The 15205-nt window shown below is 69.6% G+C and carries 11 protein-coding genes and 1 pseudogene; 7 read left to right on the forward strand and 5 right to left on the reverse strand.

Annotated features, from left to right (window positions below; all coding sequences use genetic code 11):
• Window positions 1-158: 158 nt before the first annotated feature.
• Window positions 159-1499 carry a serine hydrolase domain-containing protein gene (locus tag LDO27_RS01470; protein ID WP_224039216.1) on the reverse strand — a complete coding sequence of 447 codons (1341 nt, stop codon included), beginning with the start codon at window positions 1497-1499 and terminating at the stop codon, window positions 159-161.
• A gap of 347 nt (window positions 1500-1846) precedes the next feature.
• On the opposite strand from LDO27_RS01470, the gene LDO27_RS01475 reads away from it, so the two are divergent.
• The 5 genes and pseudogenes from LDO27_RS01475 to LDO27_RS01490 all read left to right on the forward strand — a co-directional run bounded on the left by LDO27_RS01475 (window position 1847) and on the right by LDO27_RS01490 (window position 8641).
• Window positions 1847-4927 (forward strand): autotransporter outer membrane beta-barrel domain-containing protein, encoded by a 3081-nt coding sequence (locus LDO27_RS01475; protein ID WP_224039218.1) that lies wholly within the window; start codon window positions 1847-1849, stop codon window positions 4925-4927.
• A 102-nt stretch (window positions 4928-5029) separates the two neighbouring features.
• Window positions 5030-5641: pseudogene (locus tag LDO27_RS25640) on the forward strand (tetratricopeptide repeat protein); the annotation flags it as partial.
• Between the two features lie 162 nt (window positions 5642-5803).
• Window positions 5804-6964: a glycosyltransferase family 9 protein gene (locus LDO27_RS25645; protein ID WP_377747440.1), complete on the forward strand. Its 1161-nt coding sequence runs from the start codon at window positions 5804-5806 to the stop codon at window positions 6962-6964.
• A complete protein-coding gene (locus tag LDO27_RS01485) occupies window positions 6940-7863 on the forward strand; it encodes an alpha/beta fold hydrolase (protein ID WP_224039222.1) in 924 nt (307 codons plus the stop codon). Before LDO27_RS25645 ends, LDO27_RS01485 begins: the two co-directional genes overlap by 25 nt.
• 88 nt (window positions 7864-7951) lie before the next feature.
• Complete coding sequence (locus tag LDO27_RS01490) at window positions 7952-8641, forward strand: type 1 glutamine amidotransferase domain-containing protein (RefSeq protein ID WP_224039224.1); 690 nt, start codon at window positions 7952-7954, stop codon at window positions 8639-8641.
• A 6-nt stretch (window positions 8642-8647) separates the two neighbouring features.
• Here LDO27_RS01490 and LDO27_RS01495 read toward each other — a convergent pair whose 3' ends face one another.
• Window positions 8648-9922 (reverse strand): ferritin-like domain-containing protein, encoded by a 1275-nt coding sequence (locus tag LDO27_RS01495; protein ID WP_224039227.1) that lies wholly within the window; start codon window positions 9920-9922, stop codon window positions 8648-8650.
• Window positions 9923-10364: 442 nt separating this feature from the next.
• On the opposite strand from LDO27_RS01495, the gene LDO27_RS01500 reads away from it, so the two are divergent.
• Entirely contained in the window at window positions 10365-11012 is a 648-nt protein-coding gene (locus LDO27_RS01500) for a TetR/AcrR family transcriptional regulator (RefSeq protein WP_224039229.1), read from the forward strand.
• Complete coding sequence (locus tag LDO27_RS01505; protein ID WP_224039231.1) at window positions 11009-12313, forward strand: glycosyltransferase; 1305 nt, start codon at window positions 11009-11011, stop codon at window positions 12311-12313. Before LDO27_RS01500 ends, LDO27_RS01505 begins: the two co-directional genes overlap by 4 nt.
• Before the next feature lie 33 nt (window positions 12314-12346).
• On the opposite strand, the gene LDO27_RS01510 is transcribed toward LDO27_RS01505, so the two are convergent.
• The 3 genes from LDO27_RS01510 to LDO27_RS01520 all read right to left on the reverse strand — a co-directional run bounded on the left by LDO27_RS01510 (window position 12347) and on the right by LDO27_RS01520 (window position 15205).
• The gene (locus LDO27_RS01510) at window positions 12347-12829 is read right to left on the reverse strand and encodes a GNAT family N-acetyltransferase (protein WP_224039232.1); all 483 of its coding nucleotides are present in this window, start codon (window positions 12827-12829) and stop codon (window positions 12347-12349) included.
• 61 nt (window positions 12830-12890) lie between these two features.
• Window positions 12891-13949, reverse strand: coding sequence for a GlxA family transcriptional regulator (locus LDO27_RS01515; RefSeq protein WP_224039234.1), 1059 nt, complete (start codon window positions 13947-13949; stop codon window positions 12891-12893).
• A gap of 53 nt (window positions 13950-14002) precedes the next feature.
• On the reverse strand, window positions 14003-15205 hold the full coding sequence (locus LDO27_RS01520; RefSeq protein WP_222205785.1) for an MFS transporter: 1203 nt from the start codon (window positions 15203-15205) through the stop codon (window positions 14003-14005).

Raw genomic sequence — 15205 nt, forward strand, 5'->3', positions numbered from 1 at the left:
GGCGAGTCTGCCTCAGGCCGCGGGGTCAGAACCGGTGCCGGATGCCGGCGGCCACCGCCAGCATGCTGTCGTGTCCCAGGCCCAGGTAGTAGCCGTTCGCGAAGCAGGCATGGGCACCGCGGCGCGCAGGCGGTGGGCATGGCCCAGGCGCAGCGCGGCTAGTCCACGCCGGCCGCGCGGTGAACGGCCAGCGCCGCCGCGATCAGCGCCTCGGAAGTCTCGAGCGCGCGCGCCGGCTCGTCGCGCCGGCGGATATCGGCGGCGCTGGTGGGGCGCGCCGCGTCGTCGGGGCTCGCGGAGAACTTGACGACGGTCAGCGCCTTGCGCGGGTTGATATACATGCGCTGCCCAAAGCGGCCGCTGGCCTCCACGCTGCCGTCGCCGTCGTTGCACTGGAACCAGTAGTGCCGATAGCCGTATCCCTTGCGCCCCGATACCAGATTGCCCTGCGCGAAGCGGTGCTGGTTGTCGGCGGGGCGGAAGGCGATGGCCGCCGCGGCCGGCGCGATGGGGCCGGTGGCGTCGCCCGCCATCGCGCGCCGCACGGCCTCGGCGAAGCGCGCGGCGTCGCGCAGCGTGGAGTTCAGCCCGCCGCTTGCCATCTCGGTGCCCAGGCGGTCGACGCTGGCGTAGGCATCGTCGTCCGCCAGATGCGACCACAGGCGCTCTGTCACCAGCTGCGACCAGCGCTGCCCGGTCACGCGCCGCAACGCCCAGGCCAGCGCTTCGGCGGACCCGTTCTGGTAGTACCACTGCGGTTCGTCGCCCGGCTTGCCCGTGGCGTGCGCCACCTTCAGGAAGTCATAGATGTTGTCCGGCGCGTCGTCCTTGCGGGGAACGATGCCCACCGCGCCGAAGAGACCGAGGTCCGGAGGCAAGGCCGGCGGATAGCCCACCGCGACTTCCATGTCGAGGTTGCGCTGTACCGTGGCGTCGCCGAACGGATTGCCGGCCAGCTCCGGCACGTAGCGATGCAACGGCGCCTGCGGATCGAGCTTGCCTTCGGCAATCAGCATCGATGCCAGCAGGCCCGTCACGGACTTGGTCATCGAGGCCCAGATATGGGGCTGGTGCCGGTCGAAGCCGCCGAAGTAGCGCTCGTACACGATCCGGCCGTGGTGCAGCACGATGAAGCCATCGGTATGCGTCGCGCGCAGATAATCGTCGAGCCGCATCGGCCCGTCGGCAAGCGCGATCTCTACGCCATCGAGGTCCTGCCGCTGCGGCGGCGGCAGCGGCATGGGCGCGTCCGCGTGGCGGATGCCCACGGTGGGCGCCAGCTCGCGGGTATGGCTCAGCGCCCAACGCATGAAGGGCGGACGCAGCCCGCTGCCGCGCATCACCTGCTTGTCGGCGGGAGGGGGGAAGCCCTGCATGATGCCGTCCTCCGGCGCGGCCTGTGCGAGCGCGGCGCCGGCGGGGAGGGCGAACAACACGGTGGCAAGGCCGGTCAGCGGGGTGCCGATCAGGATCCTGGCGAGCGAAAAGGGATGGTGCATGCGCGCTCCGTCGTCTCGGGGTTGCCATGCAGCAATGCCTTTGCCCGCTGCATGCGGCCAGTCCTCGGACCGGCCTCGTGCATGCATGCTGGGGGGCGCAACGCCCGTTCGGTATTCCCGAATGGAATTGGGCTATACGAACGTGGAATGGCGGCGCAAGGGACGCGTGTGGTCCTCGTCATGCCAAAGCTAAAGGAAAGAGCATTTTTGGCCGTTACTCCGTCCTCGGCTGGAACGTCGGGCCGATAGAGTGGCCATGTTTCGCGCATCCGCTGACAGTTCGACCAACCACCGCGTGCCATCGCCCGGCGATCGTGCGGCGCTCCCCCTAACCTCTCGTGTTTCCGATGTTGTCCAGATTCCCTTTGCATTCGCTGCCGGCCTTGCCGCGCAAACCCCTGGCGCTGGCCGTCGTCGGCGTGCTCGCCACGCTCTCGAGCACTGCAGTCCATGCGCAGCTCTCCATCGACGTCATTTCCGCGCCGACAGGCACGAAGTACGTGCCGGATTCCATGTACACCGGCGTGGAAATCCAGTCCACGGGCAGCGTGGAGACGACCGGGACGGACGCCGTCCTCAGCCAGCACCAGCTGGACACCTTCGTCAACCAGGGAACCATCCGCTCCGGCGGGGGCATCGGCCTCGTCGTCGATGGCAGCCAGAGCGGCACGGTTGCCGAGATCGGGATGCTGACCAACGGCGGTGTGATCGACGGCTATAACGGCATCTTCAATGCGAGCGGCGGTGGCACCATCGTCGGGTATGGCATCGGCACGCTGACCAACACCGGGACGATCTCGGGCAGCGCCATCGCCATCGACAACGGTGGCCCGGGCGGGGCTTTTGCGAACGCCTCGATCGGCCTGCTTCACAACACCGGGTCCATCGTCGGCGCCGATATCGGCGTCCGTTCCAGCGGCGCCATCGGCTCGATCAACAACACCGCCAGCGGCACGATCGCCGGCAACGTAGGGATCCAGGTCGACAGCGGCGGCAGCATCGGCCGGCTGACCAACGCCGGCGTGATCCGGGGCGGGCAGGCCATCGTCAATCATTCGACCGAAGCGAACGCGATCATCGAGATCCGCAACACCGGCCTGATCGACGGCACCATCCTGAATCTGGGCAGGCTCGGCGCCGGCACCTTCGGCGTCCAGAACATCGGCACCATCACGACGCTGGAGAACCGTGGCACGATCGGCGGCGCCGCCATGGGCGTCTACAACGTGTCCCCCGGGCGAATCGATACGATCATCAACCGCGGGCTGATGGGGCCGCGCGATCCGTCCACGCCCAGCATGGGCGGCATCCAGAACGACGGCACGATCGGGATGATCTCGAACAGCTCCGGCATCCTGGGCAACAGCTTCGGCATCGTGAACGGCTCGACGGGCACGCTGACCGCCATCGAGAACTGGGGCCTGATCGAGGGCGGCGTGTATGGCGTGCGCAACGCCGGCGCGCTCACCACGCTGGTCAACAACGCCACCATCCGCGGCACCACGGCCGCCATCGTCAACGAGGCGTCGGGCACGCTCGGCGAGATCAAGGCCGCGGGCGGCACCATCGAGGGCTATATCGTCAACCACGCCTCGCAGCCGCTGGTCATCTCCGGCGGCTCCGGCACGAGCTTCGGCACGCTGACCGGCCTGAATGGCGGCCCCGGCATGATCGATTCGGCCGCGGGCGTGATGTTCGGGACCGGCAATGTGCTGCTGAACGACGACATCCAGACGGCAAGCCTGTCCGGCGTGCTGAACAATGCCGCCACGCTGCAGATCAATGGCACGCGCTATATCACGGGCGCATACATGCAGAACCCGGGCGCCACCTTGCAGATCGGTGTCACCGATGCGGCGGACGCGACGGTGGAAGCCGGCGCGGGCCCGGCCGACGCGGGCTATGGACGATTGGTGGTAAGCAACACGGCCATCCTGATGCCGGGCTCCGGCGTCAGTCTGGCCAGGACGGGCAGCTACGCGTTCGCGCCGGGCCAGCGTTTCGTGGTGATCGATGCCATCTCCCCGGGGACCAACTACAACGTCGGCACGCTGCGCTATTCGGCTGTCGGCTATGGCGGCCCTGTCACCGGCACGGAGGTCTACGCCGCCGGACGCCGCTATCTCGTGCTGCAGGTCGGCGCGGCGGCTCCCACCGACCCCGGCACGACGCCGACCGATCCAGGCACCACGCCGACCGATCCAACCACGCCGACCGATCCCACTACGCCGACCCAACCGGAACTGCCGGTGGACCCGGTCGTTCCCGCGCCGGTGCCCGGGATCCAGGCCACCACGTCGAACGCCTACGCGTCGCTCGCCGGCCTGGCGCGCTATACCGGCATCTCCGACGCGGGCCTGCTGAACCTGTACAACGCCTCGATGGCGCTGACGCTGGGCAGCGCCGCGGAATCGAACGCCGCCGGCAAGCGCCTCGGCCCGGGCACGCAGGCATCGTCCACCCGTGCCGCCGCCGCCCCTACGCTCGAAGCGCTGAAGGTCATCGCCTCGCGCACCGACCAGTTGCGCATCGCCCGCGCCGACGGCGTGCCGGCCTCCGGCATCAGCACCGGCGAGCGCGCGCTGTCGTGGGCGGGCTGGGGACAGGTCTTCGGCGGCCACGCGAACCAGGACGCGCGCGGCGAGGTAGACGGCTTCCGCGCCAACTACGGCGGCCTGCTCATTGGCGGCGATCGCATGCTCAACGACGCGTGGACGGTCGGCGGCGCCTTCAGCTACACCAACACGCGGCTGGACAGCACCGGCGACAGCACCGGCAACCGTACGCGCATCAATGCCTACGGTGCGGTCGCCTACGCGGGCTATACGGGCGAACGCTGGTACGCCAACCTGTCGGCCGGCGCCATCCTGCAACGCTACGACAGCACGCGCCAGGTCGCCTTCACGGGCTTTGCCGGCACCACCAACGGCGAATACGACGGCCAGCAGTACGTGGCGCGCCTCGAAGCCGGCTATCCGCTGGCGATGGGCGCCTACACCGTGACGCCGCTGGGCAGCCTCGTCTACAGCTATATGCACCAGGACGCCTATACCGAATCGGGCGGCAACGGCGCGGCGCTGTCGGTCGGGTCCACGCACGCCAACTCGGTGCGCACGCTGCTCGGCGCCAAGTTCGAGCGCGGCTTCGAGACGCGCGCGGGCCTGCTCACGCCGTTCGTGCAGCTGCAATGGAGCCACGAGTACGATCGCTCGCGGCAGGGGCTGACCTCGGCCTTCGCGGCCGATCCGTCCGGCGCGACGCTGTTCACCACGGCCGGTGCGCGTCCCGTCGGCGATATGGCTGTGCTGCACGTCGGCGCCACGCTGATCAACCGCGGCACCACCACGGTGACGGCGCGCTACGGCCTGGAAGCCGGCGGCGGCTTCCAGTCGCACACCGGTTCGCTGCAGGTGCGCAAACTGTTCTGATCCTCCCCGGAGCAGGACCGCTACGCGGCGCGTGCCGGTTGGCGCGCGCCGCGTAGTACCATCCGGGCCTGATTGCGACCAGGACCAGCGAGGAAGTCCGCCATGCCGCAACCGGCAGCCATCACCGTGGAGGACGCCCTCCGCCGCGCCCATGCGCATTGGGACGCGGGACAACCGCGCGAAGCCGAAGCGCTTTGCATGCGCGTGCTCGCCGCCGTGCCGTCCCAGCCCGATGCGCTGCATCTGCTCGGCATCATGGCGCACGCCTATGGCCGGGGCGAACTTGCGCTCGACCTGCTGGCGCGTGCCTGCGCTTCCCCTCACGCCACTGCGATCCATCACAGCAACCGCGCCGAAGTCTGCCGCCAGGCAGGCCGGCTCGACGACGCGGAAGCCGCCGCGCGCCGCGCGGTCGCGCTCGATCCCGCGCTCACCGACGCGTGGAACAACCTCGGCATCGTGCTGCAGGAAAGCGGGCGCCTCGCGCAGAGCCTGGCGTGCCTGGAGCAGGTGGCCGCCCAGCGCCCCGACATGCCGCAAGCGCACAACAATCTTGCCAATACCTTGCTGCGTCTCGGATATGCCGAGCGCGCCGAGTCGCACTATCGCCGGGCCCTGGCGCTGCGGCCGGACTACGCCGAGACCCACAGCAATCTGGCGCTGCTGCTGTGCCAGCGCGGCGATCTGGCCGGGGCCGAGGCGCACGCGCGGCGGGCCATCGAACTGGAACCTTCGCTCGGCGACGCCTACCGCAATCTGGCGCAGATACAGCGGGCCGCGCAACAGGGCGACGCCGCACGGCACACCGTCGATGCGCTGCGCCCGTTCTCTCCCGCGCAAGGAGAGGCCAGTCGATCCGAGGCGGCCGACCCCGCACTGGCCGCATGGCAGGCGGCGGAGCGCGATGCGCGCGCGCTGCTCGCCCAGCGCCGGTATACCGACGCCGAGGCACGGCTGGCCCCGCTGCTCGCAGACCGCCAGGTACCCATCGCGCTGTGGCAACTGATGGCTGCGGCGTTGCGCCCACAGGGACGTATCGAAGAGACGCGCGCGATTCAGCAGATGATCGTCGACACGGTGCCGGGCGAGCTGCCCGCGCGCTTCGATCTGGCCGAGACGCAGCTGCTGCTCGGCGATTTCGGGCGCGGCTGGCGCGAATACCGCTACCGCTACAGCCTGGCCCACACCATCGCCATGGAGCGCAAGATGCAGCAGCCGCGCTGGACGGGCGAACCTGTCCCCGGCAAGACGCTGCTGATCCACGACGAACAGGGCTTCGGCGATGCGTTCCAGTTCCTGCGCATGGTCCCCTGGGCCCGCTCGCGCAGCGGAGCACGCGTGGTGCTGCAGACCATGCCCGAAGTGCTGCCGCTGGCGCGGCGGGCGGGGGGCTTCGACGAGATCGTCGCGCGGGACGATCTGCCGCCCGCGTTCGATGTCCATTGCGAAATGATGAGCCTGCCGATGGCGCTGGGTCTGTCGATGGCCGACCTGCCGGGGCAGGTTCCCTATCTGCGCGCCGATCCGGAGCGTGTGGCGCTGTGGCGCGGGCGCCTGGGCGCGCTGCCGCGCCCGTGGGTCGCGCTGGTGTGGGCGGGCCGACCCACCCACCAGAACGATGCGAACCGCTCGCTCGCGCTGTCGGCGCTGGCGCCGCTCGCCCGCTCCGGCGCCAGCTTCGTGTCGCTGCAGAAGGGCGATGCGGCGGCGCAGGCCGCGGCGCCGCCGGCCGGCATGTGCCTGTACGCGGCGGGCGAGGCTATCGAAGACTTCGACGACACGGCCGCCATCCTCGAACTGGCGGACCTGCTGATCTCGGTGGACTCCTCGCCCGTCCATCTGGCCGGCGCACTGGGCCGACCGGTGTGGACGCTGTTGCCCTTCGTTCCCGACTGGCGCTGGCTGCTTGAGCGCGAGGACTCGCCCTGGTATCCGACCATGCGCCTGTTCCGGCAGGCCCGGCCCGGCGGCTGGGACGATGTGATCGGGCGCGTGGCGCAAGCCCTTTGCGCATGGATGCCGGGCAAGGACGCATAGCCTTGCCGCGGACGGGCGGCCGCACGCGGGCACGGCGCGCAGGCGCCGCGGTGCGGTGGCTCGCGGCCGCGTCCGCATGCCTGCTGGCTGCCTGCGCCATCGTTGGCGAGGACGCTACCGGGCGCGCGGAAGCCGTCGCGGCCAATGCCGGCCTGCGGCAAGAACGCATCGCCGCCGGTCCCTTCCAGCTCACGGCGTTCGTGCGCATCGCGCGTCCGGACCGGCCGCTCGCCGTCTACATCGAGGGGGACGGGCTGGCATGGCTGTCCCGCCATCGGCCTTCGCCGGATCCGACACCACACCGCGCCATCGGCCTGCAGCTTGCCGCCGCCGACCCCGGCCCCAACGTCGCCTATCTCGCGCGGCCATGCCAGTTCACGCCCATGGCGATGAATGCCGAGTGCAAGCCGGCGTACTGGACCGGGAGGCGTTTTGGCGAGAACGTCGTGGCCGCCATGAACGACGCCGTCAATGTGCTCGCGCACCGCGTGCCCGGGCAGCAGCTGGATCTGGTCGGCTATTCCGGCGGCGGGGCCATCGCGGTGCTGGTGGCCGCGCGCCGCGCCGACGTAGCGTCGCTCCGCACGGTGGCGGGCAATCTGGACACCGAGTTCGTCAACCGGCGCCATGGCGTATCGCCGATGCCTGACTCGCTCAACCCGCTGCACGCTGCGGGCAGTATTGCGGCCATCCCGCAGTTGCACCTGTCGGGCGGGGAAGACCGCGTCGTGCCACCGGATGTCGCGCGCCGGTTCGTCGCCGCGCAGGGGGACAGAACCGGCTGTTGCGCCGACCTCGTTCGTGTCGTGCCCGGCATGGAGCATGATGGCGACTGGGCCCGCCATTGGCCGCCCCCCGCGCCCGCCGCGACTGCGCAATGTTGCGCAACAGAGCCCTGATCACCCGTTTGCCGGCCGAGCGCCGCGATAAATGACTAGCGGCTGGTCTACCATTGACTGCATCCACATTGACTGCGGGAGAGGCAACATGAAAATCCTGATGGTTTTGACCTCGCACGACCAGCTCGGCGACACCGGCCGCAAGACAGGCTTCTGGCTCGAGGAGCTGGCCGCTCCGTATTACACATTCAAGGATGCCGGCGCAGAGATCGTGCTGGCGTCGCCCCGCGGCGGGCAGCCGCCGCTCGATCCCAAGAGCGACGAGCCGGCCAGCCAGACCGAACAGACCCGACGCTTCCAGGCCGATGCCGAGGCCAAGGCGCAGCTCGCCGCCACGGTGCCGCTCGCCAGCATTTCGCACTCGGATTTCGACACGGTCTTTTACCCTGGCGGTCACGGGCCGCTGTGGGACCTTGCCGAGGACCGGCATTCCATCGAACTGATCCAGGCGTTCCTGGCGGCGGGCAAGCCCGTGGCCCTGGTGTGCCACGCCCCTGGCGTGCTGCGCCATGCGACCACGCCGGACGGCAAGCCGCTGGTACAGGGCAAGAAGGTCACCGGCTTCGCGAACTCCGAGGAAGCGGCGGTCGGCCTCACCGACATCGTGCCGTTCCTGGTGGAAGACGAACTGAAGGCGAAAGGGGGTATCTATTCGCAATCGGACGACTGGGCGTCCTACGTCGTCACCGATGGCCTGCTTATCACGGGGCAAAACCCGGCTTCGTCGTCCGAAGCAGCCGCGCGGCTGTTGAAGCATCCTGCCATCGCGGCAAGGTAAATTGCCCTACGAGCGGAACTGCCCGGCCAGCTTCCCCAGCTTCGCGCCGATGTCGCCCAGTTCCGGCGCAATGGCGGCGACCGCGCTCGCGCCGTCGGACAGTTCCTGCATGCGCTCGGCCATCAGCACCGCTTCCGGCAAGCCGCGGAAGAAGGGTTCCACGCCGCGAAGCATCGTGAAACTCAGTCCGGCGTTGATGCCGGGGTGTGCCGCGCTGGCCGGCAGCCGGGCGAGGGCCGAGGCGGTCCGCCCGAGCACGTGCATCAGGTCGATGGCGGCGGACAGCGTGCGCGACTGGGCGTTCTCGGGTTCGCCCGGCTTTGTGCCGGTGTGGCCGAACGCCTGCACCAGGCACTGCAGCAACATGGCATAGCAGGCGTTGCCGAAGTCCATCACGCGCGCGGCCTGCGGGTCGTCGACGTAGACCTTGCCCTCCGGTTCCGGCGGCTTGCGCATCACCGGGTTCTCCGCGGCTGGCCATGCGGGTTCGAAGGATGGATTGCGTGCCCGCAGCGCATGGTATTCGTCGCGCATCGAGCAAAAGCGCTGGTAGTGAGAATCCTCGCGGTCGGCGGGCGAGCCTTCGCCCTGTTCCACGATGGTGTCGATGGCCGCCAAAGCCGAAGCGAGGTCGTGGATCGTAGCCACGCCGTCGAGGTCCACCGCGTCTCGCCCCACCTGGCAGCTCGTGGGCCCCACGAACAGGCGCGCGTCGCCGATACGCGCCGACACCGCCTGCAGATTCATGCGCAGCGCTTCGTACAGCGAACCGACGGTCTCGTAGTCCTGGATGCTCGGCATCAGCCCATGGAAGGCCTCTTCGCGCTGATAGACGCGACGCGGCTCGAACCCCGCGCCATCCTCCAGCGCGACGCCGACAGGGCGCTCCAGGTAGACGAAGTGGTCCAGCGTGGCCGTATCGAACGGCGCCAGCTTCAGCACCATGTCGGCGGGGAAATACCCTGGCGACACCGGAAAGTTGGGGCGACTGAAATGGGGCCGGCCACCGATGGCGATCGAGATATTGGCTACCAGCAGCATGTGGACCATCTCGTCGACGGCCACGGTCAGGATGGACTGGCGCCAGCGCTTCACGGCGGCGGCTTCTTCGGCGCTCATGCCGTCCGCGTCGCCGGACTTGAGGCTGAAGGCGGCATACAGATAGCAGCACATCAGCGTGTGCTCGATCTCGGCGGCCTCGGCCAGCAGGTGGAACAGTTGTTCCCGACCGCCGATCACGACGTCGGGCTCGTCGTTGGCCGAGGCAATGGTGTCTTTCATGGGGGCTCGCAAAGTGCGGTGTTGACCTGTCGGGAGGTGCAACGGGCGTGGTGTCCGGTGGTCTTCCCGATGCTACCGATGACCGCACGCCAAAAATGTCGGACATCGCCGCATTCGCGAGGCGCCTGCATGCCGGGGTCCGCACCATCGCACGCCGTCGGGCCGCCAGGGGGCGGAAGAGGCAGCCAGTTTGAGCCCGAAGAGAACGGACACGCGGCCCGTCTGCCGGTACAGCGCGCCAACTGCGGCGGGTCGGCGCAGCAGGCCGTTCAGGCGGCGGCAGCCGCAATCAGCCGCGGCGGATGCCGCCTTGCGCGCGCTCGCCGGCCGTCGGCACACCCGTTACCCGTAACGCGGTCAATGCCCCGCGGGACAAGAGGGGCAACCCGGCGGCACTTTACAGAAACGCGGACGTCGTTCAATAATAGTCGTCGTTCAAGATATGGGCAACCCGACGATGTCCGGCCTTCGCCAACGCAAACGCCTGCAGACCCTGGACCGTATCGCCACGGTCGCACACGCCCTGTTCGAGCGGCATGGCTATGCCGCCGTGACGATGGAGCAGATCGCCGCCGAGGCCGAGGTGGCCAAGGCCACGCTGTACAAATATTTCCCGGTCAAGGAAGCCGTGCTCGCGCATTGGATCCACGCCGAGCTCGCCGGCGACATGGCGGATTTCGTGCCGGCGATCGACGCTGGAGCCGGTTTCGCGCAGGGGGCCCGCGCGCTGCTGCACGCGTCGGCGCGATGGTGCGAGTCGCAACGGGCCTATCTTCCGCACTATCTTCGCTATCGCTTTCTTGGCATCGGCGCGGCGGCGCCCGAGCCGCCCGGTATCGCCCGCAGCGATATCGTCGACGCGTTCGAGGCCCTCGCCGCAATCGGGCAGCAGTGCGGCGAATTGCGCGCCGACATGCCCGCGCGGCAGCTGGCCGAGCTCTTCCATCATCTCTATCTGGCCGCCATGCTGCGCTGGCTGATGCAGCCCGATCTGTCCCTGGTGGAGGAGTTCGACGCCGTGATCATCCTCTTTGTCGAAGGCGCGGCCGCCCGGCCCACCGGTCATCCACAACGCAAAGGCACGCGATGAAACTGGTTGTACTGACCTATGGCACCGACGGCGATACGCGGCCGATGATCGCCCTGTGCCGCGCGCTGATGGACGCGGGACACGCCCCGCACCTGCTGGCCGACGAGGGCACGCTGGCCTTGGCCCATGCCCTCGGCGTGCCGTGCAGCCCCATCGCGGGCGATATCCGCGGCCTGCTGGATCCCGCGGCCGGCATCTCCGGCGTGGTGCAGGAGGGCGCCAGTTTCACGCGCACGGCGCAGGCACTGGCGCGAATCGCCAACACCCATGCGCAGGCATGGATGGGCGCGGCGGTCGAGGCGGGGCAGGGGTGCGATGGCCTGATCCTGTCCGGGCTGGCGGGGTTCGCGGGGCTCTCGGCGGCGCAGGCGCTGGGAATTCCGGCCGTTGGCACCAGCATCATTCCGCTGACACCGACCGCCGAGTTCGCCTCGCCGTTTCTGCCACCGCGCTGGGTACCGCGTGCGCTGCATCGCGCGAGCCATCGCGTGGCCAACCGCCTCTTCTGGTACGCCTTCCGCAAGGCGATCAACCGTGCCCGCGCTTCGGTCGGCGGACTGCCGCCGCTGCGCGCCTTGCCGCAGGGCCATCCGATGCTGTACGGCGTATCGCCCACGCTGCTGCCGCAGCCGCGCGACTGGCCCCGCAACGCGCAGGTGTGCGGGCAATGGCCGCTGCCGGCACCGGACTGGTCGCCGCCGGGGCCGCTGATGGACTTTCTGGCGGCGGGCGATGCGCCCGTCTATGTTGGCTTCGGCAGCATGGTCGGCTTCGAGCCGCGCCGCATGCGCGACGTCATCGTCGAGGGCGTCGCCGGTCGCCGCGCCGTCTTCCATCCGGGTTGGAGCGGCATGGACACCGCCGGGCTACCGTCCAACATTTTTGTCGTTGGCGAGGCGCCCCACGCCTGGCTGTTCCCGCGCATGTCGGCGGTCGTGCATCACGGTGGCGCGGGTACGGCGCACTCGGCCACGCGCGCCGGCGTGCCCTCGGTGGTGGTGCCGTTTGCCGGCGACCAGCCGTTCTGGGCCGAACGCCTGCGGCGACTCGGCGCCGCGCCGCCGCCGCTGGACGTACGCAAGCTGACCGGAACGCAATTGGGGCAGGCCATCGCGGCGACGCAGAGCGGCGCCATGCGCGGCCGTGCGCGCGAACTCGGGGAAGCGATGGGCGCGGAGGATGGGCTGGCTGCCGCGGTGGGGATGATCGAGCGGCTCATTGCGGCAGGCGGAAAACCGCCGGAGCATCGCGTCGCGACTGGCGCGCAGCACGCGGTGGGGCGGCACGCCGTGCGATCCTAGTCGTCGGGACGACCGGGAGGAGGCGAGCGGCCCCTACGCCCGCCGTCGCATATGCAGCAACGGGAAGGGCTTGCCCTGCCCGTCCAGCGGCGATCTGCCGAACACCTCGAAACCCATGTGCGCATAGAAGGCGGTCGCCGCGCGGTTCTGCTCGTTGACGTCCACCAGCGTCGCGCCCATTTCCGACACCGCGTGGTGAAGCAGCGCCTTGCCGATGCCGCGGCCGTGCCACGCGGGCGCGACGAAGAGCATTTCGATCTTTCCGTCGCTGACGCCGACGAAGCCCTGGATATCTCCATCGCCATCGCCATCGCCATCGCCGACGATGGCGACCCGCACATCGACGAGGGGCAGGTATTGGTTCAGGACCAGCGGCCGCAGCGCGTCGATGTCGGCCGGGTCGAGAAAGTCGTGCGTCGCGCGCACGGCGGCTTCCCATACATCGGTGATCGCGGGGTATTCGGAAGGGTCTGGCTGGCGGATCGGCATGGTCTGGATGGCGGGATCGGGCCGCATATTATCGCCGCACGTTTACCGGTGCCCCACGCCGGCGACTGAGCTCCTACGCAGGCAAGCGCTACGCCTGTCTGCGAAGCGGTATCGGCTCCCCGGCCGACGCCTGCGTGGACTGCGCGCGGAACGCGGCGCGATAGCGTTCCGGCGTGGTGCGCAGATGCCGCAGGAACGCCTGCCGCATGCTGTCGGCGCTGCCGAATCCCGCCGTCCGGGCCACGGTCTCCAGCCGGCGGTCCATCTGCTCCAGCATTCGCCGCGCCGCCTCCACGCGCTGCGTCTCCACATAGCGTGCCGGCGTCTGGCCCACCTGCCGGGCGAACACTCGCGCAAAATTGCGCGGGCTCATCGCCACGCGTTCCGCCAGCACACCCACCGACAGGTCGGCGCCGAGATGGTCCGCGATCCATCCCTGCAAGTCCCGCAGTTCCGGGCTTTCCGCGGCCTGCGCCTGCAGGGCGCTGGAAAACTGCGCCTGGCTGCCGGGCCGCCGCAGGAACAGCACGAGTTCGCGCGCCACCGCGAGCGAGGTGGCATGGCCCAGGTCGTCCTCCACCAGCGCCAGCGACAGATCCATGCCGGCGGTGACGCCAGCCGACGTGTAGAGCCCCCCGGCCTGGATCCAGATGGGATCGGCATCGACCGTCACGCGCGGGTGCCGCTGCGCGAGCCGTCCGGCATGGCGCCAGTGGGTGGTGGCGCGCCGCTCGTCCAGCAGACCCGTGCTGGCCAGCACGAACGCGCCGGTGCAGACCGCGCCCAGCCGGCGCACGCGGGGCGCCATCCCGCGCAGCCAGTTGACCAGTGCCGCATTGCCGGCGGCCGCCGCATGACCCGCGCCGCCCGCCAGCAGCAGCGTATCGATCGGACCGGGCAGCGTCTGCTCGATGCGATGGAAGGGCGCATCGGCCAGCAGGCGGACGCCACTCTCGGTACGGACCACGCCATCGTCGCTGACACTGGCGATGCGGATATCGTAGGCCGGACCGGGCCGTCCGCAGAGACGGTTGGCCTGGCCGAATACCGCCGAGGGACCTGTGACATCGAGTTCCTGCGCGGGATCCGGCGCGACGATCAGCACCACACGGGGCGCGTCTGTGATGGAGTGCAATGGGCTGGGCATGGCGGGTACTGTCAGGCGTAGTGGCGGCAGGAGCCTCGACCACGGGAGACCGATCATACCGGCGCCAGTGCGCGCGCACGCCGCTGCCAGCCGAGCGTGACGACGAACGCCAGCGCCAGTGCCGGCAATGCGGCCAGGTTCACGGCAGCCCAGCCGAAGTGGTGCAGGATCTGGCCCGCGGCCAGCGTGGCGCACGCGGTGAGCACCGCGGCCGAGAATTCCGCCACCGCCTGGGTACGGGCGCGCTCGGCATCGCGGTAACTGCTGGCCAGCAGCGTGGTGCCGCCGACGAACATGAAATTCCAGCCCACCCCCAGGCACAGCAGCGCCACATAGAAGGCGACCAATGAGGTCGAAGCCAGGGCGATCACGCTGGCCAGCGCGGACAGCGCGATGCCGGCCATCAGCATCGCCGGATTGCCGAAGCGCTGCAGCAGCCAGCCGGAGACGAAGGACGGCGCGTACATGCCTACCAGATGCCATTCGATGATCTGGGCGCCTTGGGCGATGGTGTGATTGCAGGCCACCGCGGCAATCGGCGTCGCGGTCATCACGAACATCATCACCGCGTTGCCGATGCCGTTGTTGGCGAAGGCGGCGAGAAACACCGGCTGGCGCACGATCTCGCCCAGCGGACGCGGCGGCAGCTGCGATCCGGCCCCGGTGTGCACGGGCTGGGGCGGCGGCTCGCGATAGGCGAGGGCGAGCACCAGGATCGTCGCCACGCCGAACCCCGCCACCACCGCATAGGAGCCGGCGAACGCGAGCGGGCTCATCAGGTCCGTGCTCCACGCGGCGATCGCCGGACCGCAGACGGCCGCGACGACGCCGCCGGTCAGCACCGCCGAGATCGCGCGGGGCTTCTCCGCGGGCGGTGCGGCGTCGGCGGCGGCCAGCCGATAGAAGCGGGCGAATGCCTGGAACACGCCAACCAGCGCCGTGCCGACGCAGAAGGCCACGAAGTCGTAATGGGCAATGGCCCACACCGAAACGAGCCCACCGGCCGTGCAGGCCACGCCGCCCAGGCAGAACGCGAGACGACGCCCCAGCCGCTCGATCAGGAACGCCGCCGCGATCGCGGTCAGCGCCGATGCCACGGTGATCAATGCAAAGGGCAGGGTGGCCAGCGCCTTGTCGGGGGCGAGCGTATAGCCGACCAGCCCGGTCAGCGTCAGGTCGACGGACAAGGCGCAGGTAAAGAGCGCCTGGCAGGTCGCCAGTACGCGGGCATGGGTGAGGAAGTTCGAGGGGCGCAT

It is taken from the genome of Cupriavidus respiraculi (assembly GCF_914271545.1).
In the GTDB taxonomy this organism is placed as follows: Bacteria; Pseudomonadota; Gammaproteobacteria; order Burkholderiales; family Burkholderiaceae; genus Cupriavidus; species Cupriavidus respiraculi.